This window comes from Gemmiger formicilis (assembly GCF_024462815.1).
Lineage (GTDB): Bacteria > Bacillota > Clostridia > Oscillospirales > Ruminococcaceae > Gemmiger.
Genome location: NZ_JANGCG010000004.1, coordinates 1 through 22,516, shown reverse-complemented (window position 1 = coordinate 22,516; position 22,516 = coordinate 1). Strand labels below are relative to the sequence as shown.

Sequence of the window (22,516 nt, the reverse complement as noted above, 5' to 3'; positions counted from 1 at the left end):
AATTGTTTACCGAGTCACATGAAACCGTTTGGCCAGTTCGCGTGCTTTTACCTTGCCTTTCTGGCGAAGAAGCTCAACAATCGCATCTCTTCGCCAGTTCGCGTCCACTTCCCTTCACCACCTTGTTTTGGCTCTGTCAAAATTGTAGCTGCCAAATGTCAAATAGACCTTTACATTAAAACAAAAAAATATTTAGAGACAAAAAACGCCCGCCGCATACAAGATGCGGCGGGCGCGTATTCATTTAGAGCGATTTAAGAGCGACCATTATTTTTTATCTTTCGGCTGCGGCAGGGGTGTTTCAGGGCGGTGGGGCTGATAAGACCAAAAAGTCGTACACGGCTCGCTGCCGGCCTCACGCTGCAACATATTTTGCAATACATTACGAACACCTTTATACAATTTTGCTTGCAATTTCATAAACGCACCTCCTTTTCGTCTGTAACGGATCACTATTGAATACCAAAACCTCGCTTTGCTAAAACAACAAGCAATGCAACGCTTGATTCTGCCATAATCAATATATAAGAAAACACCGGTTCAATAGTAAATAGTACCATTACAATAAGTGCGTACTCCGCAATCCTTCTATGTACTGCCTTTTGAAGACATTTCTTTTCTTTTTCTGTATAATGGATTTCTTTATTATTACAAGGAGCCAACGCAAGAATTGTAATCGTTGCACATATAAACAAAGCCAAGGCTATCAAAGGTTGCATAAATTTTATGGCAACTAAACAGCCATATTCACAAAGTAATGAAAAAGAAAAACATCCTCCTACGGTTGCCATATGCAATCCATTGGTCTTTCTGCGCAAAAATGCCACACCCAGATTAAGCAGTATTACCTGCGGCCAAGGGGCCAAAAACAGACCAAATGCCATTAGGATTAAAAAACCACCCACATTGGTAATACGCATTTGTAATGCATACCGGCACCAATCGGATTGATTTTCTTCAATAAGCTTTGCCCGTAAACAACAGTCTGTCAATTTATTTGCCAACAGTTCCATAAAAATTCCTTTTAGTTTCTACTCATATTGAATATACTAAAGCATAGCAATGCGGTTTGCCAGCTTTTTGTCTCAAAAGACGATTTTTATGTCATGAAAGCAAAGTATTTGGCAGTTCCGTAGCAAAATAAACCCACCCCTCTTGGTATTCCATAGTATAAACTGCTTTGTATTTTTTCAAAATGGAACGAACGTTTTCAAGGCCATAGCCGTGGAGTGTCGGGTTTTCTTTGGTAGAAGGCGGCAATTGTCCCGGCTGTATGGATACTGGCAGCGAGCGATTATGTACAGAAAAGAAAAGTTCTTCCTCCTCCAAAAGAACTTGTACCCGTATCTGGCGTTCCTCCTCTGGCAACTTTTCACACGCCTCAATGGCATTGTCAAAAATGTTACTGATAATGACCGTCAAATCCACAATGGAAAGTTTCAAAGGGGAAAGATCGTTTACCATAAACTGGATGTCAATATTTCTCTTTTTTGCCAACAAAGCTTTTTGGTTAAGCAATGCATCCATCGAGGTGTTTTTTGTAGATACAAGAAGTAATCTTGTAATAGTAGTTTTTTGCAAGTTGCGGATGTAGTTTCGCGCATTCTCGGTTCCATCCTCTCGATTCAGAAAAGCCGCCAACAAATCCAAATGCGCGTGGAAATCATGGGTCAGTTTACGTTGCTGCGCATACGCTGCACTTAATGCATCAATGTTTTCTTGTTGAGCTTTGGCCTTTGTCTGCAAGCTGAGGGCTTCTTCTCGAAAATGTGCATTTTGTTCCATCCAGCTAACAAGAAATAGCGCCGCCACTTGTATGCTTGTCAAGAATAGGGCACAAACAAACAGTGGCTTTTCCGCCATTTGACCACACCGAAAACTTGCACCAAAATAGAACACCAACAATATATTAGCAAGCGAAATCAGCATTGGAACTATATACGTTTTCCAATTTGCCGGCAATGCCCCATTTTTTGTACGCAATCGTTTTTGCAGATAGCAGATAGCAACTGTTATGCAACGCACAGTAAACGGCAAGAAAAAAGTGCTTACAAAATTTGTTTTTGTGAATAAAAACAAGGATGTATAACACATGTCATCTACACAGCAGCTAATAGCATAACAAATCACAGCCATAAAAAGGCAAAAGATAACAGTACTATTGTACTGCACTATGTAAAAAATCGCATAAAAAATCAGTGCGAACAGTACCATCCTGTAGTTGGCTGTTGCAGGCATTATAAGATTCAGTACCGTACTCTCAAACAAGATATAGCTGCCCGTGATTCCCCAAAAGGCCAGTCGCTTAAACCGTCTGGTTGCGAATCCATCGAAAAGAAATGTAGCACCGACGTAATCCAACGCTGTCCACAGGTATGTCAAAAAATACTCTATCACAGTGATTTCCCCCACTGCTTGTTTTTCCATCCCAAATATTGAATCTTAAGCTGTGCATAGCGCTTTTGGCTAACAGGCAATTCTTCACCATTACTGAGAAGCACATGGTCGAAATTAAGCTTTTTGATGTGTGCCATATTGACCAGATAACTTTTCTGAATACGTAAAAAGCCCTCTGGTTCCAGTTCTTCTGTCAAATCCTCCATCCTGCCATAGAAATGATCTCCGGCACGTCCCAGATTCACTGTATACAAATAAATAACTCGATGTCGGCTTTCCAGATAAAGAATGTTGTCGTAGGGGACACTGTACGGTTCTGCATTGATGGAGAATTGCAAAGACTTTTCCTCCCGTGGGAATTCCGCCAACGCATCCCGATAATACAATGGCAACTTTTGCTCAAGTTCCTGTTTGAGTAGGTAGCGAAATGCACGAACTTCATACCCCTCCAACGAAAATTGCGGATAATTTGTTACAAAGATCAAAATCGTATCGAGATGGAGTTCACGCACTCGGCGTGCGATATCCATTCCGCTTCGTTCTTCCATGTCAATGTCCAGAAACATAATTTGATACTCCGACAGCTGCCGGTCTGTAAGGGTTGCCGGGTGGCTGCTCATAGTTACATTTGCAGATGTGCCTTTAGGCAAGGGTTGTTTGGTCACAGTATCTGCCAACCGCCGCAAGAAATCTTTATCATCATCGCATAGTAAAATATTTATTTCCTTCATATTGGCATCCTCACCTTTACTTCGACGAAGCAGTTGTCCTTCTTTATCATACAACATAAGATTAAATCTCCCAAAAGTCAAGTTTTATCTTCATATTACACTTTAAGTGTAATAATATCTTAAAATGACACCAATTGGCAAGTCCAATAGTATAAAATTGTCTTACCTTAGAGATAATCATACGGCGACAGGCCGCTTCAAACAGGATGTAAGACATGAAAGATACAGAACGCCACAATTATATCGGAGACCACATCCGCAAATTGCGCGAGGGCAAAGGTTGGACACAGCAAATGCTGGGCAACAAATTGGGGAAGAAAGCCTCTACTATCAGTGCTTACGAGACAAACGCCAAGTTACCGTCTGTTGATTGCCTTATCGAAATGGCCGATCTGCTTGGTGTCTCCCTCGACACCTTAGTTTATGGAGAAAATGCTGATTTGCTTTCAGTGCATACTCTAACGCAAGAGCAGAAAAAAATTGTCACTGCAATAGTTCAAGCATTTGAAGATACCTCGTTAAACGCAAAAAACACAGACCAGCGATTGCGTTTGGTTGCTGAGGTTGTTCGTCTGTTGGCTAAATAGAATGAACCCAATAGGACTCATTTGTACAACATAAATACGTCACATTGACCCGGCCTTTAATAGCGCCGGGTCTTTTTACATACTGTCCACTCGTCTTTTATGTCGAATCGCCCCCATTTTACTACATATTTGTGGTAAGCCGTTGCTTTGCCGTGATATGGTTTAGTTACAAGAAAGGGTTGATGCACCCGGGAATCGACCACGACTTGTAATGGCCAACACCGGCGCGCAGTATTGGTGCACTCCCCCATTAATCAATTCACAAAGAAAAATCTCATGAAAAGGAGGATTTACGTGATGAAAACCCTGAGCAAGAAACTTCTAACTGCATGTCTGGCCCTGATGGTGGCGGTTGTGATGGCTGTACCAGCGTTTGCGGCTGATAATAGCAATACACTGATTGAACGCGATTACACGCCCTATATTTCTTATGAGGAACAGCGCAATCGGTTTATTGCCGATGCAGAAAACAATGGCTCTGAATCAAACATTTCTGCTGCGTTGGAACATATGCAGCAAGTACAGGATATCGCAAGCGGAAAACTGGTACCCATTACACCCTATGCAACTAGCCAAAACCTGAATGTTCCGTTTTATAGTCAGGAAAACAACTACTATTGCGGCCCTGCAACGACAAGGCAGACTTATCGTTTCTTTTTGCGCACCGATGTCAACCTCCCTTCCCAGTCGCAAATCGCAAGTGCGTTGGGAACAACAACCTACGGCACTGATACTAACAGAATCGCCACATATTTGAACAACGCTTTTGGCTTGGGATATCAGGTTCTCTGGTACTGGGACAATAGCACGTTGCCTACCTTGGTCACAAATAACATTGGAACAGGGGCGCCTATTATTCTTCACGTTTCCATTTCGAATGCAAATGCAGGTCGAAATGGTATTAACGACACTTCCAAGTGGCCCTATACGACGTCCGGCCATTACATGAACCTGAACGGATATACTGATTCGGGCCGAGTATGTAATGTAACCGACCCCTATGCAGATCGTGTTAGCGGTTACAGTTCTGGCAAATATAGTGTGACATATACTGCTGTAAATAACGTCTGCGATCGAGCCATCTTCTAAATTCTATATTGCGTGAAGAAGTCCCCGCTGCCTGTTTGTTGATAATCGGCAGTGGGGGCTGGAGGTTGTTATGAAAAAGGTATCTATACATATAAGAGCATTGACAATGTGTCTTGCAGCCACAATACTGTCTTCTTGCGCTTATTCAGATCAATCATCTTCAATCTCTGCTTCATTTCCTGATTCGCAAGCAACGTCTGAAACATCCTCATCAGCAAGTAATAAGAATTTGGGCAGTATTGAAGATGATGTGCCGAGTAATGAAATCACATTAGGTAAAGCATTACAGATATCAGGAAAATCTACAAGAGCTAATAGTAAAGCCCTTGCAGATAATGAAATTCAAGTTGCGGATCAATCCGAGCAACTATATCCGCTGGTATACGGGAATAATACGATTCTATTTGAGGAAATGGTTTATGATGCCAATGGTAGTAGTTTTACCCTCTATAAATATAATGTGAATGAAGGGGCACTCTCTCAGATAGGAAACTATGCGTACGATTATCGTTATGAAAATGGTACTATTTTAGATGACCGCTACTATTTCCGTGCCCCATGTGTTGTTGATGACGGCGGCAACTTGATAGTTCAGTGGCAGAAAATTGATTGCAATACAGGTGAAATGGAAATCGTTTATAGTGAAACGGTTCAATCGCTTTATACATTTCAAAAAAGTTGTGATAATGACCAAATCTATTTAATGGTTGATGCTGTTAGAGGTGACACCTATACGCCAACCATTCTTTCTTACTCCATTTCAACTGATGAATGTCGCATTATTTATCAAGCAGAAACAAACCAAAGATCTGTTCCGTTCGAGAAAAAGCGTCCGTGGGTCTATGATGTATCACCAGATCAAATAGCTGTTATGCAAATACAACAGCGTTCGGATGAAAAGTATGTCTATAGCATGCTTATTCTAGATCGCGACGGAAACCGTTTAAGAGAGTTTGAAATTTCAGCATTGACCCCATATTCAGCAAGAAATTGCAATCCATTCAAGTTGGAAACTGTGGGGAACACATTTTTTACCCGAATTTATGATCCGCAAGAAGAACCGCCCACTGTGGCATTTGATGGCAAAGGTAATAATATTTCATTTCCCGAAAATTTGACCAATTATCCAGACGAGCTATTGTGGAAGCATCCATATAAAGACGTATTTCTATTCAGCACTCTTCCTGATAACTTTGATTTTGAGGAATCTCGTTACTCATCGCAACTATACTTATTTTTTGATGATCAAACAACATTAATTCCACTTGAAGTAGATTCAATTAACAGTAATCGCCATATTTTTTTTGGCAATTCGTTGGGCGATATTCTTGTTTTTGAATCTTCCAATAGTAGTTTTGGAAAAGAGGAAATATTGCCGGCGTCAGAAATCGAAGAAGCAATTGATAATCGACTAGAAGAAACAAATGAGTCCTAATCCTGCTCTCCGTGTCCCCCCAAAAAGGCCCGAAAACTGACTACCGACAACCTCGAAAAGACCTATGCCCAGGCCCCCGAGCCAGGGGCTTCGGTAAAGAGGTCTCCCCTGGCCCCCGCCAAAAGTGCGCCCTGGTCGTTGTTTTCCTGACCATCGGCCCAGGGTTTTACGGCCCTTTGAGCCCCAAATGCGCAGCAAAAAAATTCCCTCATCGGAATTATCACCGGCACGCTGGCCTGCGCGATCTGTTTTTCGGGGATGTTTTCCATGGAACGTCGCGGCGGCATGGAAACCATCCTCTGTGTGACACCGTTGGGCCGCAAGCGCACAGTTCGAGCAAAACTGGCAGTCAGTGCTGGTGTGGCTGCAGTCATCGCGGTATCCTCCTGCCTTCCGCATCTGATCCAAGTACTGAGAGACTATGGTTTGCCCGCCCTGCTTGCCCCAGCGATGAGCATTTCGGAATTCGAGAGCCTACCTTCGTTCGTAACTCTATCAGATGTGTTGTTATTCTGGCTTTTCTGCCGTGTAGTGGCCTGTTTGTGTATGGGCGCCATTACCCTCACCCTCGGGCGGGCATTTGGCAATCTGCTTCCGGCTTTGTTTGTCAGCGCGGTAGGGTACTGTCTTCCGGCATTGCTGAGCCTTTCCGGTATGGAGGGCGGGATAGAGTGGCTGGGGTTCTGGCCATTGTTCCATGCGGCAAATTTTCTGACAACTCAAGGTTACGCCGGGGAGGAAGGTCTACCATATAACAATGCTTGGATGATCCTTCTGATTGTTGCAGCAGCGCTACTGGTAGTCATCGCCTTGGCAGGATACTTGCAGGATGACTACGAAATGAAAGGGGTAGCTCTAAATGCAGAAGGATGATGAATCTGCATTCATCGTTTATGGCGCAATCAAAGTGACTCTGGCTACCCACATGGTGTTTCTGCATGGAAAACCAGTTCATCTTGCCAAAATGGAGTATTGTCTGTTATGTTATCTGCTCCAATATCAAGGGCGAGTGCTTTCGCGGCAGCAAATTCTGTCCGAAGTTTGGAATTTCCCGTCCGATTTAAATACCCGTACTGTAGATATCCATATCTGTAATATAAGAAAAAAGCTGGGTTTGGACGGTCCAAAAACTGTCGTAGGAATCGGCTATAGGTTGCAGTCACCGAGCGAAAAGGAGGAAGTACAGCAATGAAATCAGAAGATAAATCCAAAACAGCCAACAACGTTATAACGCTGCTCACAGCACTTTTTGGCTTAATTGGCGCTGTTTTCGGAATCTTTCAAGCGCAAGTTGCGAACAATCTCAAAAATGAAGTAACAAATCTGCAAACCGCTTCACAACAGACAATTGTAAATGTAATTTCGACCTTAGGAGAAGATGCGCAAACAAGCAATTTAACAGAATCAGGTGATACTGTCGCTGCTACAGCGCAGCTAATTAATGTGTATAACTCAACAAAAGATCAAAACAAACAATTGACCAGTGAGGCACAAACTCTTCAAAGTGAAAATGCAGCATTGAAAGAACAGGTGGAAAATCTAAAATCCGTCTTGTTAAACACATACTCAATAGATGAAATCGATACTGTCGTAGCCCAGGGGTATTTGGATGAAATAGAGACTAAGCGTCTAGACAATTTGGAAATGCTCGATAGTGAACGTTGTAAACAAGTTTCCTCCGTCAAAGATTTGTACGGTACAACACATAGTATTTCGTATCAATTAGAGCCATGGCAGGAGGCTTGGGCCAAGTTTAAGTTGGATGGCAAATATGATACGTTCGAGGCAAATATCGTAACCTCTGATGATACTAGTCGTGATGCCAACATGAGTGTTGAAGTCTATATAGATGACGTATTGGTTGGTCGTGTTGATAACATCGTTCGTGACGAAAATGTTCTTCCAATCAGTGTAAGTGTCAATGGTGGCAAGGTTCTGATGATGAAAGCAGTTAATACGAATGCAACCGGAAATAGTTACTGCTATATTACAGATACAAAATTGACTGTTTTACAATGACGTGAACCGAGAGCCTTTCATACGGCTGTTGCTCGCACCACTATTTTGCAAATAGTCCTTTAGTATTCCCGTTCATCATTTGTTTTGTTGTACTTCAAAATGCAGATGAGGCCCTGTCGCTCTTCCTGTCTGGCCAACATAGGCAACGACTTGCCCCGCCAGCACCTGCCGGCCCACTGTAACACAAATACTGGAGCAATGGGAATACAAGGTTGTAAGCCCTCCACCATGGTCGATCTTGACATAGTACCCGTAACTGCCACCCCAGCTGTCGGTGGCGTTGGCGATGGTTACTGTACCATCTGCAGCGGCCAAAATTGGTGTACCTTCCGGCGCTGCTATGTCTGTACCGCTGTGGTAGCTGATCTCGCCTGTAACGGGGTCGGTGCGGTATCCCTGCGGAGAAGTGATCGTTCCAGCAATCGGCAATGGCCATTGCAGAGCGCCGTCCGCAAATACTGTATCCATACCGGGAGCCATGATTTCGCCGCTCCCCTGCACAAACCCACCCAACAGTTCCCCCCAAAGTATTGATGTCTCATCACCGGAAAGCAGTGTCAGGTACTCATTCTGCCTGTTTGTAAAATGATAAGCATCCCGCATTTCTTCCGGAGTGTGGTGGATCAGTTCGATGATCAGCACCGTTTCGGTGATGGTCGTGGTTTCTGATTCGTCATCTTCATTGGTCTGCTCTACCTCATGGGTTTGGCTTTCGGTGCGCCAATACAGTTCGTTCATATCCCACAGCACGGTGCGCAGCCGCTCCACGTTATCCTCATCCAGATAGGCTACTGCGGCACCGTTGGCATCGCCCGCCGTTTGAGACGCAAAGACCGCCAGGACATTCTGCCACGCGATGGCATAGCTGCCATCGTTGGACTGGATCTCCTGACGGTTGTATTCTGTACCGGCTTCGATTTCCTCCAGCCGGTCCCGATATTCTTCGGTAAGCTGTTCTACGGCATCCTGTAAACTGATAGCATTTTCGTCCGGGGACTCCGTAGCAAAGAAAAAGTGTAATTCTTTGTTCGTTCCATCAACCAGTTTTTCAGCATATTCAACCGCTATTTTTATTAGATCAAACCTTATAAGTGGTTCGCCTCCGTAAAAACCCACATTAAATTCTTTCCCGCAACGCGCAAAGAAAAAATCGAGTGCTGTTTTTATGGTGTCAGGCGAAATATCTGTACTTCCAAACTGACGGAAAACACTGTCATTTTCATTGTAAATACAGTAATCGCAACGCAAATTACATCTTTCCGTTATTTCCAATGTTACAGCCTGCATTGCATGATCCAGACTGTTTTCTATGTCTTCCTTATAATAGACCATCCCTGTCACCCGGGGTGCCTGCAATATGTGCTCCTCTTTTACGGCCTTTTCTATTTCTTTCAAAGCCAGCAATAGTTCTTCCTCTGTCATTCCCAAGTAAGACAAATTTTCGAAGTTGTTTGTCTTGAGAATGCACTCCAGTACACGATATACCTGTTGATTCACTCGAAAAATTTTACCTGTTCCCGTATCTAAGAAATAGTATTTTTCCTGCGTTGAAAACGTTACTCCAAACCTAAACCAATTTTCTGATGTTTGCAGTGTATGGAAAAAGTTTTTAATTTCTTCTACTGCATTATCAACGGTTCCTGTCATATTTTTTCTCTTTTTACAGTTCACCATGTTTGGCTCCCTTCTTTTTATTTGAAATCTGTATATCACTAATCCGTACTGTATTAAAAAAGGTTTCGCCTTTCGTCAATTTCATCGACAAATTTGTCTGTTTGAACAATTTCTCGTTGCTTTTTTGTTGTATTTGCTAGTTTTATTTTTGGATTTCACTTTTCCTGGTGAATGCCACTACCTCACATTACAACTACCGTCAACTTTTAACCTCCAGATAATGATGATTATTTGTGATTTTCCTAATATGATTGGTAGAATCCCATAACTTGTTCTGTCCACACCTAATGATTGACGGTCATACAAATATCAGAACCGTTGACATATAGAGCATAATCAATTTTGATCTATGAACAAAATTTTCCATAAAACACACAAATGCCCATCGGCTTTTTGAACCAATGGGCATTTGTGTATCTTATGGCTTTGTTGATAATAGCGTTAGTATCTCAATTTCTCCAAGTGTAGACCTCTGTATCAACCGTGCCGGCGCTAAGAGACGAGGAAGTAATCACGCGGTTGTCACCGCTCTCCCACGTAATGTTTCCGTTCGCGTCCTTTTTGATGAACTTGAACTGGATTTCCGTTCCTGCCGGAACACTGACCGGGAGGAACCATTCAGGATAATTGGGATTCAGCAGCGCTTCAGTGCATTTATCCGGGTCCCAACTTCCCAACTCTGGCACATTACCTACAATGTAAATGTTTTCACCGTAGCTGGTTTCAGCTTTTACATGGAAAATGCCTTGGTTCTGGTCACCAGACAAGACATTATAGGTAAACGAATTGCTGACAGCATCTCCCTTCGTAACCGTAATATCATTGTACCCTGCCACTGCATTGTCTGGAACATACGTCACGATTTCATTTGCGGTATTGCTTTCAACCGTTGCTTCGGTTTCACCGAACTTGACCGAGATATTACCATCAAGTCCATCACCGTAAATGTAAACACGGTTGCCTGCACGCCCCATCGTAGAAACAACATTTCCGATTTCGGGTGCGCTGGCTGCCGCATCGTACTGCCAAACGCCTACCTCACCGCCATCCAGCGTGATCGATGCCGTAGTATTGATTCCTGTAGAGGCATAGACGCTGATATTTTCACCGTTCAGCATACCACCGAGGAAGTCCACATACTCACCTTCCGGGAGCAACGTTTCCACATTGTCAATGGTATACGCTTTATCCGGCTGGCGATTTATTGCAACAAGTATAACATCATCATAGAACTTCCGCTCGTAGATAAGGACATCATCATTGCTGTAACGAATCGTGGTAGTACCATACGCAATGGCATCATTTTGCTGACGCAGTTCCGACAGCTTGCCAATCAGCTTGTAGGCCGTTGTATCTGTATCAAACGAACTATCCGTCTGCATGAAGATACGTCCAGAGACATCGCTGCCATCTGCAGGGACAACATATTGCTCCGTACCGTAGTAGATGTTGGGAACACCACGAGATGTCAGCAGCGTTGCCAAGGCTGCATTGTAGGTCTTTTGGCTTCTCTGCGTGTAGCCGAATCTCGTCACATCGTGGTTATCGAGGAACGTTACCGCCTGATTTTCGTAGTCATAATCGTCCTGCGTGTACTGCAGCATATTGCCAAAGTCCGCCATCGTTGTCGAGAAGTCGCCAAAGGTCGTGGACACTGCGCGATAAAACTCGAAATCAAGGTTGTTTATGCCCGTCTGCTTCGGGAAATAGACATACTCGTCATATTTGGGGTCAGGCCGCCCGATGAAAAACTCACCGAACTGGGTAATCGTATTATGCGAATCAACCGCATCTTTCAGCCCCTTTGCGAATGCCGCATCCATATGGAGCGTAGCATCATGGCGGATACCGTTTACACCCATATCCGCCCAGAACAGGGTTGCCTGTTCCAGATATGCCGCAACATCCTGATTCTCCTGTGAGAAATCAGCCAGCGAACCGAGGTCCTTATAGCGATAGCCATATCGGCTGCTATCATCACCGCGGTCACCCAAACCGTGGAACCATCCATTGGTATCATTCTGAGGATCGGCAATCAAGTTTTCTACCAAGCCATCCCCATTGTAATCATACGGCTCACCATTCTCATTGAATGCAAAGGTACCATCCTCTTTGCGATCCGGCTCGTACAGCTTGCCATCTTCCGGGATATTGTTCGCGGTAGGGTTCATTTCCCGGCTGGTGTGGTTGGTAACGAAATCGATAACCAGCTTAATGCCGTTGGCGTGCAGTGCATCCCGCAGTTCCTTGAACTCGTTCAGCGTTCCGAAATGCTTGTTTGTCGCAAAATAGTTGCGAACATGGTAGCCGTGGAAACTCGTCCACCGGTTGAGACTGCCATCGCTTTGGTAGTCGATGATCTCCGTATCACGGTTCTCATACGGTGCGGAGATTCAAACCGCCGTGACACCCATACCTTTTAAATAAGGGATCTTCTCGATGATGCCTGCCCAGTCGCCGCCTTGGTAGAGCTTCAGATCCTGCCCGGTTCCATCATAGAGCGTTGCATCAAATCCTGCGGGAACGTTGTTGGATGTGTCTCCATCATAGAAACGGTCCGTGATGATTTGGTAGACGACATCCTTGGACGTAACTGGTCCCAGTTCCGGAGCCGATGCAGCGGAATCCGCATACACAGGGAATGCTCCGAGCGTCATCGAGAGTGCAACTGCTGCAGATCCGATAAGGCACGCTGCCTTTTTTGCCAAATGTTTAGCCATACTTACCTCCTTTACGGTAACTTCTTTGTCGATTGTCGTTCTATCAATATCGGCAGCGTGGTCTGCGATTGTACAAGATACTGCGGTGTCCGGATTCGCCGCAGAACAACTTTCGCAGCCTGCTCACCCATATCATACATATCGAGGTTCACAACACTCAGTTGCGGTTCAATGATTTTAGAAAATGGAAAATCATCAAATGTGATAACAGCCATATCTTCCGGGATGCGTATTCCGGAAGCCTTCAATTCATTTACACAGCCAAACGCAATATACTGGTTTGCGCAAATCACAGCGTTGGGCCGTGTCTGCAGTTCCAGCAGGGCGCGTGCGGCTGCTGCGCCGCCCTCACAGGTGGGCGATCCTTCCCGCAAATATCCTGCCGGGATTTTCTCGTTCAGAGTGGCAAGTGCGCCGCTCAGACGGTGCGCAGAAATTGTATCTTCCTTTGGGCCACCGATGAATGCGATCCTGTCATATCCGTTGCGCCACAGATGTGTAACTGCAATTTGCCCGGCCACCGAGTTATTGGTATCGATCCAGCAAAGCTGGTTGGAGAAATCCGGCGCACCTACAACAATGTAGGGCAGTTCCGTATGTGCCAGACAAAGGGCCACATCCTTTGACACGACTGATGCGTGCAGAATTACACCATCCACATAGGAGCCCTGCAGCAGTTCATCAAAATGCTGCCAAAGATCAAGCGCCGTGCTGTGCTGCACAATTAGGCCATACCCTTTTTCGGAAAGCGCGTTCTCTACTCCGGCCATGATTTCAAACAGATGCGGGTTATCAAATCCTACGCCATGCTGCATTTCTGCCAAAAAGAGAATCGTTTTTGTTGCGCCGGTAGCAAAACTTTGTGCGCGGCGATTCGGCTGATACCCCAGTTCCTTGATGACAGCATTTACCCGGTCACAGGTTTCCTGCGATATAGAATATGACTTATGCAGCACCTTGCTGACGGTTGCCTTGGACACGCCCGCAGCTTCGGCCACTTCCTGAATCGTCACGCTCACGTTTTACACCTCCTGTGTGAATACGGCAAACCCCATAGGGGCAAGGCTGTTGTTCTTTTCCTCGTATCCCTGCTGCCACAGCATCTTTCCGTTCATCGGAGGAATTTCTGCGGAGGCAGATTGATTGTTGAGGAACACAGTGATTTTTTCTTTCACATCGGTGCGCTCATACCCATACAGCCCATTTTCCTTTTCGGCCTTAATGGTATGGTAGCTGCCTCGGCAAAGGGCCGGGTGTTCCGTTCGCAGATGCATCGCCTTTTTATAAAACTCTGCCAAGGCCGGCGGCTCCTGCGGCCATGTCATTTCATGACGGTACTCTGCTTCCTGCAAACCGTAAATGCCGCGCTCGTCACCATAAAAGACAGACGGAATCCCTGTAAAAGTCATCTGGAAAAGCACAGCGAGCTGCATCCTTGCCGGGTCTTTTTCGCACAGAGAATAGAAGCGGCTCACATCATGGCTGTCCAGCAGATTAAGCTGCGCGTACAGTACCGGGAGTTTATACCGCATCCGCATATTGGTCACGCGGGCATCAAATTCTGCTGCATCGATACTCTGCTCGGCAAAGAAACGGCGGCAGTGCTTGCGGAAATCGTAGTTCATGGTGGAGTCGAAGATATCACCGTTCAGCCAATGCTGGGCAGTTTCCCATACCTCACCGATCAGGATACACTCCGGCTTTTCTTCTTTCACCGCCTGTCGAAATACCCGCCAGAATCCGTCGTTGATCTCGCTGGCAACATCCAGACGCCAGCCGTCAATATCAAATTCCCTCACCCAATAGCGGCCCACCTCGCAGAAATACTCTTGTACTTCCGGGTTGCAGGTGTTGGTTTTTGGCATCATGCGCTCATAGCCGAAGCATTCATAGGTCGGATAGGTTTCGGGGGCTTCCGGCCTCTCTACAGGGAATTGCAGATGGTAAAACCAGTTTTTATATTTTGAGTTTTCGCCATTGCGTACCACGTCATCAAAAGCGAAAAAATTCCACCCCACATGGTTAAACACACCATCAATAATCACACGCATTCCCCGTGCATGGCAGTCGTTGACCAACTGTCGGAAATCTTCATCCGTACCGAAACAGGGATCGATGTGATGATAATCCAGCAAATCGTACTTGTGGTACTCCCCTGCTGCAAAAATCGGATTCATGTAAATGCAGGTAGCACCCAGTTCTTGAATGTAATCCAGATTCTCGATCACGCCGCGCAGCGTTCCGCCGAGTTTTCCGCGCGTGATCTGACCGTTCCACTCTTTTTCGGATGATTTGCCAGAGATAAAGCGGCGACCCGTGGCGAAACTGTCCGGAAAGATATTGTAAACTACTGCATCCTGCGCCCATGCGGGCGGCGCTGCAATGTCTGCCGGATGGTTAAACGGCAGTTGGTAGTATTCCGACCTGTCGTCCACGCGATGGTCTGTAAAGAAATCACCGTAATACAGCAGCTTCTGCGTTCCGTCATCAAGTTCAAAATAGTAACAGATCCGCTTATAGGGGCTTTCCAAGATGACTTGGAAGTAATCAAACCATTCGTCCTGCGCTTCCACCTGCATCTCTACAGACGAGAAAATAACCGGTGTCAGGCGGCAGGCTCGGTCTGCATAAAACAACATGCAGTGCTTTAAATCATCGCGCCCGGCGCGCAGCCGGAACACGACATGGTTTGGGTCAATTCCGTGTGCCTGCTGTGACATCGGGATGTGTTGGATGGCTTCAAAATTCATTGTGTCATCTCCCTGTTTGGGGCAATCAACCTTTGACACCACCGGCAGTCAGGCCGGAGGTCATATGACGCTGTACGGCAAAGAACACAATCAAAATCGGCAGGCTGACTACCAGCGAGGCTGCTGCAAAAACGGGCCAGCTTCCGCTCATTTCTGTTGCCTGCAAAGAGTACAATCCGGCTGCCAGTGTATAATTCTCGGCACCTGTCATAAAGGTCGTTGCAAAGAGATATTCATTCCAGACATAAATCAAGATCATAACCGCCGTAACCAAAATACTGGGGCGCGCCAGAGGAAGAACAATGCGTGTGACAAGCTGGATGCCGCTTGCACCGTCAATTTCCGCCGCTTCCTCGATTTCGCGCGGTATCGTATCAAAGTATCCTTTCATGTTCAACAGACCAAACTCAGCCATCGTTCCGGTATAAATCAGAATCAAGCCAACTTTGCTGTTGATCAGTCCCAGCGGGCGCAGCAGCGTATAAATCGCAAACATGGAAAGGACGGAGGGAAAAGAGTACAGCAGAACCAACTGCTTCAATATCGGCTTGCGCCCCTTAAAGCGCATACGGGAAAACGCATAGGCAGCCGGAATTGCTGCTGCCAGCGAGATAACAACGGTGACTACCGCCAGCGTCATACTGTTTTTGAACCACAGCATGACAGGTTCTTCGGTAAAGACCGCAACATAATTCCGCAGTGTGAAGTTCTTCGGGATAAAACGGAAGTCCGAGCTCACAAGGCTGTTGTCGGCATTCAAAGAAACCGACAGTGCATACAAAATCGGGATCAGCGTGACGAAACAAATCACGATGAACAGAATATGCAGACAAATCTGCTTGGCTGCCTGCTTGAGCATACGCTTTTGATGCCGCGTCATCTGTTACCCCTCCTTTGCTTTCCGGCTGGTCACCATCGAGAACAGAATCAAAATAGCAAAAATCAAAATGGAGACCGCAGAGCTGTATCCGTAATTGTTTGTGATAAAGGCGTTCTCGTAGGCATAGGTCAGGATCGTGTGGATATTGGCACCGGTTTTCGCACCCGCCTGCTGTGTCAGCAGGTATACCACGTCGAATTGCTTAAATGTCGTAAACACGGTAATCAGCACCGACGGAGCAATAATCGGGCGGATTGCGGGAATCGTAATAAAGTACGCCCGCTGGAACCAGTTTGCACCATCGAGAATCGCACTCTCGTAGCAGCTATGATCCACCGCCTGCAAAGCACCATCCATAATCATAATCATAAACGGCAGCGCCAGCCAAAGGTTGACAACCGTGCAGCAGAGAAATGCCGAGACATCGTTTGCCAGCCAGCGCACTGTCGCCAGCCCCAGCTTCTGCATCCACTGGTTCAGCAAGCCGAACTGCGAATTGAAGATGCCGTTTTTCCAAAGCAGGATCGACACATACCCCGGCATGGCCCAAGGGATCATAAGCAATGTCTTGTAGACCCGCCTGCCCTTAAAATCCTGTATGTTCAAAAGGCTGGCCAGCACAAAGGCAATCACAAGCTGCAGCACCATATTCAGAACAGTCCACAGTATGGTCCGAAGCAGTGCCGCCAAAAAGCCGGAATCAAAAACAAACAGCGCGTCTTTATAATTCTTCAGCCCTACAAACGAGAAGTTGAACCAATGGTAAACATTCATGTTTGTAAAGGAGATGTACGCCGTGTACAGAATTGGGAATACAACGATCAGCAAAATCAAAAGCAACGAGGGGGCGCTGCACAAATAGGCCCAAAACGTTTCTTTTTTATTTTTCTTCATAGTGCGGCCTTTCCGCATCACTGCATCTGTTTGATAAGGCTCTCTGCCTGCTGCTGGGCGGCCTGTGCGCTGCTACGGACATCTTTTCCGCTCATGTTGACATCCACAAGCAGATTTTCCGTAACCGTCCACATAACGTCCATTTCGGGAACGTTCGGCATGGGAACTGCATCCTGTGCCGTATCATACATAGCCATAACCATGTCGTCACCGCTGATAACCGGGTCATCATAGCAACTCTGCTTCGCAGGGGCGCAGCCACTTGCTTTCGCCATCGCAATGCCAACGGAATCATTTGTCAGAACCTGCAAGACCTTTGCAATGGCATCGTGCTTGCGCTCAGCTGCGACTTTCAGTACATGGATACCCTGCACACCAGAATACGGTGCAATTTTGTTGCCGGTCTCATCTACAGTAGGCATCGGTGCAATGCCAAGGTCAATACCGCTCTCGCGCGCCGTAGGAACCAGCCAGGGACCACCGATGGTGGAGTGCGCTTTGCCTTCGCGGAACAGCGTATTCACGGTAGAATACTCACCCTCGGTGGGCATAAGCTCCACGAATTTCTTGTGGTATTCCAGTGCCTTGATGGTGTTCTCATCATCGAGGCCTGGTTTGCCATTTTCGTTCAGAATGTAACCGCCAAATGCATGAAGCCAGCCTGCAGCATAGTACGCCGTGCTGTGCTGTTCCACGAAGCCGTAATGTCCGCCTTTCGTGTTTTCCTGCATATATTTGTACAGTTCTTCTGTGGTCGAAGGTACTTCATCATCACTCATATAACGTCTGTTGTACATATAGAGCAGCGTCTCAAAGTAGATCGGAAGCTGATACACTTCCCCTTTGTAGGTAGCAGCCTCAATCGTCATCGGTATGTACTGATTCAAGGTGCTCTTGTCAACGAAATCCGTTATCGGTGCGAGAATGCCCATTTCAGCGTAAACGCCAATTTTATCGTGGGCAAAGAAGTACATATCCGGGGCAGAGTTCGGATCGTTGCCGACCATCTTCAACGAATCGGTCAGACCGTCTTTCTTTTCCAGTTTTACCACGATATCCGGGGCAAGCGTATCCAACTCCGTCTGCAACGCCTGTGCGACTTCATCTTCTTTGTCGTGCCAGATTGTGATGGTAACCGGGCCATCTGTCTGCGCAGTATTATCCGTGCCGCCCGACGAGCAGCCGGTCATCAGCAACGATACCGCTACACATACACTTAAAAATCCTGCTATCAGGCGCTTCATGGAATACCTGCCTTTCTGATTGTGTCAAATAAGGAGTACGGGCTGTTCAGCCCGTACTCTATGATTTTCTAAGGAAGATTACTTTTTCTTTTTGGAGATGACCACGCCGCCTGCCACAACAGCAATCACCACAACAACGACAATTACAATCGGCATCGCGTTGGACTTGGTTTCTGCGGGTTCCGCTGCAACCGTAGGCTCGCTCTCTGCAGCAGGAGCCTCTGCTGTTTCTACAGTCTCAGCCGGGGCTTCATAGGTGACTTCTGCATTTTCCGCATCGCTCACCACGATCCACAGATCCTTGCCTGTTTCCACACTGAGGTCACTGGTCTGAACGCTGCCATCGCTGCCATTCACGATAATGCTGTTGACCCAGCCGGGAACAGAAAGCGTCAGCCAGCCGTCCTCCCCTTCCTGCAGGGCTTCGCCAGGCCAAGAAGAGAATGCGTTCGTGCCGTCCGGTGCGGACCATGCCCACAGATGCGGCTCGCTCCAGTCTGCGGGAGCTTTTACATGAACGGTAATATCTTCTGCAACGGGAGCATTCGGATCATTGTAAGTAAAATCGGAAGTTCCGTCCTCAGAAACCGTAACCCACACCTCAGCTGCATCGATGGAGATATCCTCCGTCTGCACATCGCCGCTGTTGCCGTTGACAATGATGCTGTTCACCCAAACGGGAGCGCTGGCAGTGTACCAGCCATCTTCGCCTTTGCTCATGGTCTTGCCGGGCCATGCTTCAAAAGCATTCTTGCCATCCGGTGCAGACCATGCCCACAGGCAGACGTCCTGCCAATCATCGGGAACCTGCGCATGGATCTTGAATTTTTCTACATACTCCGGCAGATCACCGGTGGTCTGTGCATCGTAACTGATTTCCACATTTTCTGCATCAGTCACCGTGACCCAAGCATTTTTGCTTTCCAGCTTGTAGTCACTGGTCTGAACCGCTGCATCATTCGCACTGATAATAATGTTGTTGGTGGTTTCGGGAATCCAGCAGTAATACCAGCCATCATTGTTGCTATCTGCTTCCATCTCGCCACCGGGCCATGCATCAAAAGCGTTTGTGCCATCGTCTGCCCATGCCCACAGGTGCGGGTCTGACCAGTCAGACGGGAGTTTTGCGTAGACGATCATTTTTCCATCGGATGCTTCCTCTGCAAACGCAGCAACAGGCATAAGCAGACACAGCATCAATGCCGCCAGCACAACTGCAAACAAGTGTTTTACTCTGCTCATATTTGTTTCCTTCTTTCCAAACGGTGAAGAGTTTTTGAGATTTTCTGATGCGCATCCTTGACATCTACAGAGTAACACTCCCAGCAAGCCACGTCAACAAAGAAATAGGGAAACGGTTTCCTTTCAATTTGTGCATATTTCATCATGTATTCACTATTTGAATGTGCAGTTTGCCAGTAATTTTTGTGTTTTTCTTCCGCATGTAACCATTTTGTAATTTTTGAAGTTCTTTATTTTCCTTTTGTTTCCCATTTCATTTTTGTACACTGCTTTAACAGCCGTCTAAGATTCTCTTAAATTTTATAGTGTAAAAATTGCATTGCATCTGCACGATTGCCGTCAATTCTTACTTCCAGATGCAGATGGCTACCTGTAACCCGGCCGGTGTGGCCAACGTAAGCGATGACTTGCCCGGCCTGCACCTGCTGACCGGTGGTGACGCAGATGGACGAACAGTGAGCGTACAGCGTTTCCAGCCCGCCGCCGTGGTCGATTTGGATGTAATAGCCGTAGCTGCCGCCCCAGTTGTCAAGGCCGTTGGCAACAGTGACCACGCCATCTGCGGCGGCGAGGATCGGTGTTCCCTCGGCACAGGCAATGTCAGTGCCGGTGTGGGAGCTTACCTCGCCGGTGATGGGGTCCACACGATGGCCAAATTGTGAGGTAATTGTACCTGCAACCGGCAGCGGCCATTGCAGGGTGCCTGTCGGGATGCGGGTGCTGTCCGGGGACATAAGTTCTCCACCGCCCTGTGCAAAACCGCCGAGCAATTCTGCCCACAATTCCTCATACTGCGGGTCTTGCAGGAGTTGCAGGTAAGTGTTTTGGCGGGGGGTGAAATGATAATCTGCCGCCATCTCGTCGGGTGTTTTGTGGGTCAGATCGATTACAAGGACAGTTTCGGTGATTTCTGTGGTAGTCGGGTTGCCGTCCTCATCGGTAGTGTCTATGGTAGTCGTCTCCGGGTAGGTGGAATAGTCCACTGCGTTCATTGCCCACATAGTTTCCCGCAGTTTATCCACCTGTTCCTCTGTCAGCGCCGCTACAGGTGTGCCCTGTTCATTGCCGGATACATACGATGAAAAGACCGCCAGGACGTCCTGCCAGCGGATGTAGTACACATCATCGTTGGCTGTAATGTCTTGGCGGTCGTGCTGTACATTATCGGAGATTTCTTCCAGTCTGTCGCGGTATTCTGCCGTCAGGGTTTCTACGGCTTCGCGCACGGTGACGGACGCTGCGTTGGGGGCATCGGCGGCAAAGAAAATGCCGTAAGCCGAGCCGGACACAAAGGCCACAAGGCAGATTATAATAACTATGCTTAGTACGACGCTTGTGCCCGAAATAATTGCAGTTACAAGGCTGCGTAGATTTTCGAGATAGTGCCGAATTGCCGAAAGCGTGGCTTTGGTTTTCTGCTGTATCGCTGACCGTGCAGGGCTGCCCTGCCAGCATATTCTCGATTTGGGCATCCGTGAGTGACAGGCCGGTTTCTCGCCGCACCTGCTCCCGAATGTCATCTACGCAACGAATCATGCCGAGCTCCAGACTGTGAGCTGTGTCAGCCGCAGGGATGGCATTGTCGATGCGCATGAGGTCCACCGTCCAACCGCCCAAATCCATGAGGAGCATGGACGGTTCGTCCTGCAAAAGCCCCACTTCGGTCATAAGGGCGGCGTAGCCTTGAGGGAAGACAGCAACTTCCTCGATGGTAATGCTGTACTCCACGCCCTCGAACTTGTAGTTCACCGGCTGCTTGCTCCGCAACAGATACTCTCTGAACTTGGGTTTGTCGCGCCCAAAACTTGTCAGCGGCAGACCCGCCGCAATGCGCACCGAACATTCGGGCGGCAGACCGCGTTGCTGGATTTCTTTTGCAATAGCTGCCAGTGTCAGCAGGTAATAATTGTCGTTCGCCGTCTTGTCCCGCTGGATAGGCTGCCGCCCGGAGCCACAAACAAAAAAGCCCCCGCCAAACTCTAAGAGTCCTTGGCGGGTGTAGGGTTCGTGTTCTCCGTAGCTTGTCAGCCCTGCCGGAAACGAGCAGTGGGCTGTTTTGATAGCATAGTAGCCGTGGTCAATGCCGATAATGATGCTCATGGTGAATCTTCCTCCCTTCTTTGATATTTCTGGTTATATATAAAAAAGGCCGATTTATTGTTTACTTCCAATAAATCGGCCTTAGCTGCATTTTCTATATTTTGACAAATCCCACTCCCTCTTGCTATAATACTTTTTCGGTTGTCGCTTCCGCAGGGAGGTGAATATTTGACTTTCGAAGAAATCATTTTGCTGCTTACTCTTATAGGCAGTTGTATTTATGCCACGATCTCTCTGACTCTTAAATTTGTAGAATTTCTTTTGAAAAACAAAAAAGACCGCTGACTATCAGCCATGTCAGCGGCCATAATAATTGTCCCCCAAATATTGCGACAACTATTAAAAACAGCCACACAAAATAAATTGTGTGGCTGTTTGTGGTGCACCATCGGGGACTCGAACCCAGGACCCACTGATTAAGAGTCAGTTGCTCTACCAACTGAGCTAATGGTGCTTATAAAAGAGAAGCCGGCATCTACCTATTTTCACAGGCCGTTTCCAGCCAACTATCTTCGGCACAAGTGAGCTTAACTTCTGTGTTCGGAATGGGAACAGGTGGAACCTCACCGTCATCGACACCGGCCATTTCCATGACCTAATATCATGCTTCTCTTTTTTTCTTTAGACATTCTAGCACTTTCGCACTTTCCTGTCAAGGGATGTACCCTCAAAACTGAATATCGAACCGCTTTTGCAAACAGAGTATCTGATCAAGATGGGGTCAAGCCCTCGACCTATTAGTACACGCTAGCTG

At 46.9% G+C, this 22,516-nt stretch carries 22 protein-coding genes, 1 tRNA gene, 1 rRNA gene and 1 pseudogene; 6 read left to right on the top strand and 19 right to left on the bottom strand.

Annotation, left to right across the window (positions count from 1 at the left end):
* Positions 1–6 precede the first annotated feature (6 nt).
* From NE623_RS14865 to NE623_RS05080, 5 genes are all read right to left on the bottom strand, one after another.
* Positions 7–108, bottom strand: a complete 102-nt coding sequence (locus NE623_RS14865) for a DeoR family transcriptional regulator (RefSeq protein WP_370866689.1) — start codon at positions 106–108, stop codon at positions 7–9.
* Between the two features lie 159 nt (positions 109–267).
* Positions 268–420, bottom strand: coding sequence for a hypothetical protein (locus NE623_RS05095; protein ID WP_256271261.1), 153 nt, complete (start codon positions 418–420; stop codon positions 268–270).
* A gap of 32 nt (positions 421–452) precedes the next feature.
* Positions 453–1,013: an accessory gene regulator B family protein gene (locus NE623_RS05090; RefSeq protein ID WP_256271260.1), complete on the bottom strand. Its 561-nt coding sequence runs from the start codon at positions 1,011–1,013 to the stop codon at positions 453–455.
* Positions 1,014–1,104: 91 nt separating this feature from the next.
* Entirely contained in the window at positions 1,105–2,427 is a 1,323-nt protein-coding gene (locus tag NE623_RS05085) for a sensor histidine kinase (RefSeq protein ID WP_256271259.1), read from the bottom strand.
* Positions 2,394–3,185 carry a LytR/AlgR family response regulator transcription factor gene (locus tag NE623_RS05080; protein WP_256271258.1) on the bottom strand — a complete coding sequence of 264 codons (792 nt, stop codon included), beginning with the start codon at positions 3,183–3,185 and terminating at the stop codon, positions 2,394–2,396. The genes NE623_RS05085 and NE623_RS05080 overlap by 34 nt, the downstream gene beginning before the upstream one ends.
* A gap of 158 nt (positions 3,186–3,343) precedes the next feature.
* On the opposite strand from NE623_RS05080, the gene NE623_RS05075 reads away from it, so the two are divergent.
* From NE623_RS05075 to NE623_RS05050, 6 genes are all read left to right on the top strand, one after another.
* Complete coding sequence (locus NE623_RS05075) at positions 3,344–3,715, top strand: helix-turn-helix domain-containing protein (RefSeq protein WP_256271257.1); 372 nt, start codon at positions 3,344–3,346, stop codon at positions 3,713–3,715.
* A gap of 297 nt (positions 3,716–4,012) precedes the next feature.
* Entirely contained in the window at positions 4,013–4,804 is a 792-nt protein-coding gene (locus NE623_RS05070; RefSeq protein WP_256271256.1) for a C39 family peptidase, read from the top strand.
* 70 nt (positions 4,805–4,874) lie between these two features.
* Positions 4,875–6,239, top strand: a complete 1,365-nt coding sequence (locus NE623_RS05065) for a hypothetical protein (protein ID WP_256271255.1) — start codon at positions 4,875–4,877, stop codon at positions 6,237–6,239.
* 267 nt (positions 6,240–6,506) lie between these two features.
* Positions 6,507–7,112, top strand: a complete 606-nt coding sequence (locus NE623_RS05060) for a hypothetical protein (RefSeq protein WP_256271254.1) — start codon at positions 6,507–6,509, stop codon at positions 7,110–7,112.
* On the top strand, positions 7,099–7,431 hold the full coding sequence (locus NE623_RS05055) for a winged helix-turn-helix domain-containing protein (RefSeq protein ID WP_256271253.1): 333 nt from the start codon (positions 7,099–7,101) through the stop codon (positions 7,429–7,431). Before NE623_RS05060 ends, NE623_RS05055 begins: the two co-directional genes overlap by 14 nt.
* A complete protein-coding gene (locus NE623_RS05050; protein ID WP_256271252.1) occupies positions 7,428–8,258 on the top strand; it encodes an NPCBM/NEW2 domain-containing protein in 831 nt (276 codons plus the stop codon). Before NE623_RS05055 ends, NE623_RS05050 begins: the two co-directional genes overlap by 4 nt.
* Positions 8,259–8,333: 75 nt before the next feature.
* Here the strand turns inward: NE623_RS05050 and NE623_RS05045 are convergent, their stop codons facing one another.
* From NE623_RS05045 to rrf, 14 genes and pseudogenes are all read right to left on the bottom strand, one after another.
* Positions 8,334–9,932 carry a peptidoglycan DD-metalloendopeptidase family protein gene (locus NE623_RS05045; RefSeq protein ID WP_256271251.1) on the bottom strand — a complete coding sequence of 533 codons (1,599 nt, stop codon included), beginning with the start codon at positions 9,930–9,932 and terminating at the stop codon, positions 8,334–8,336.
* Positions 9,933–10,381: 449 nt separating this feature from the next.
* Positions 10,382–11,050, bottom strand: a complete 669-nt coding sequence (locus tag NE623_RS15000; RefSeq protein ID WP_256271548.1) for a carbohydrate-binding module family 20 domain-containing protein — start codon at positions 11,048–11,050, stop codon at positions 10,382–10,384.
* Positions 11,051–11,368: 318 nt separating this feature from the next.
* Positions 11,369–12,589 (bottom strand): annotated as a pseudogene (locus NE623_RS14995) (alpha-amylase family glycosyl hydrolase); the annotation flags it as partial.
* A 74-nt stretch (positions 12,590–12,663) separates the two neighbouring features.
* The gene (locus NE623_RS05030) at positions 12,664–13,671 is read right to left on the bottom strand and encodes a LacI family DNA-binding transcriptional regulator (RefSeq protein ID WP_256271250.1); all 1,008 of its coding nucleotides are present in this window, start codon (positions 13,669–13,671) and stop codon (positions 12,664–12,666) included.
* Between the two features lie 3 nt (positions 13,672–13,674).
* The gene (locus NE623_RS05025) at positions 13,675–15,402 is read right to left on the bottom strand and encodes a glycoside hydrolase family 13 protein (protein WP_256271249.1); all 1,728 of its coding nucleotides are present in this window, start codon (positions 15,400–15,402) and stop codon (positions 13,675–13,677) included.
* Between the two features lie 25 nt (positions 15,403–15,427).
* The gene (locus tag NE623_RS05020; protein WP_256271248.1) at positions 15,428–16,282 is read right to left on the bottom strand and encodes a sugar ABC transporter permease; all 855 of its coding nucleotides are present in this window, start codon (positions 16,280–16,282) and stop codon (positions 15,428–15,430) included.
* 3 nt (positions 16,283–16,285) lie between these two features.
* The gene (locus NE623_RS05015) at positions 16,286–17,176 is read right to left on the bottom strand and encodes a carbohydrate ABC transporter permease (RefSeq protein ID WP_256271247.1); all 891 of its coding nucleotides are present in this window, start codon (positions 17,174–17,176) and stop codon (positions 16,286–16,288) included.
* Positions 17,177–17,193: 17 nt separating this feature from the next.
* Positions 17,194–18,420, bottom strand: coding sequence for an extracellular solute-binding protein (locus tag NE623_RS05010; RefSeq protein WP_256271246.1), 1,227 nt, complete (start codon positions 18,418–18,420; stop codon positions 17,194–17,196).
* 78 nt (positions 18,421–18,498) lie between these two features.
* Positions 18,499–19,662, bottom strand: a complete 1,164-nt coding sequence (locus tag NE623_RS05005) for a starch-binding protein (RefSeq protein ID WP_256271245.1) — start codon at positions 19,660–19,662, stop codon at positions 18,499–18,501.
* A 293-nt stretch (positions 19,663–19,955) separates the two neighbouring features.
* The gene (locus NE623_RS05000; protein WP_256271547.1) at positions 19,956–20,396 is read right to left on the bottom strand and encodes a M23 family metallopeptidase; all 441 of its coding nucleotides are present in this window, start codon (positions 20,394–20,396) and stop codon (positions 19,956–19,958) included.
* A gap of 427 nt (positions 20,397–20,823) precedes the next feature.
* Positions 20,824–21,762, bottom strand: a complete 939-nt coding sequence (locus NE623_RS04995; protein WP_305146086.1) for a ParM/StbA family protein — start codon at positions 21,760–21,762, stop codon at positions 20,824–20,826.
* Entirely contained in the window at positions 21,759–21,950 is a 192-nt protein-coding gene (locus NE623_RS04990; protein WP_256276138.1) for a hypothetical protein, read from the bottom strand. Before NE623_RS04990 ends, NE623_RS04995 begins: the two co-directional genes overlap by 4 nt.
* A 190-nt stretch (positions 21,951–22,140) precedes the next feature.
* Positions 22,141–22,216 (bottom strand) — tRNA-Lys (locus NE623_RS04985).
* A 12-nt stretch (positions 22,217–22,228) separates the two neighbouring features.
* Positions 22,229–22,345: ribosomal RNA gene (gene rrf, locus NE623_RS04980) — 5S ribosomal RNA — on the bottom strand.
* Positions 22,346–22,516: the final 171 nt, after the last annotated feature.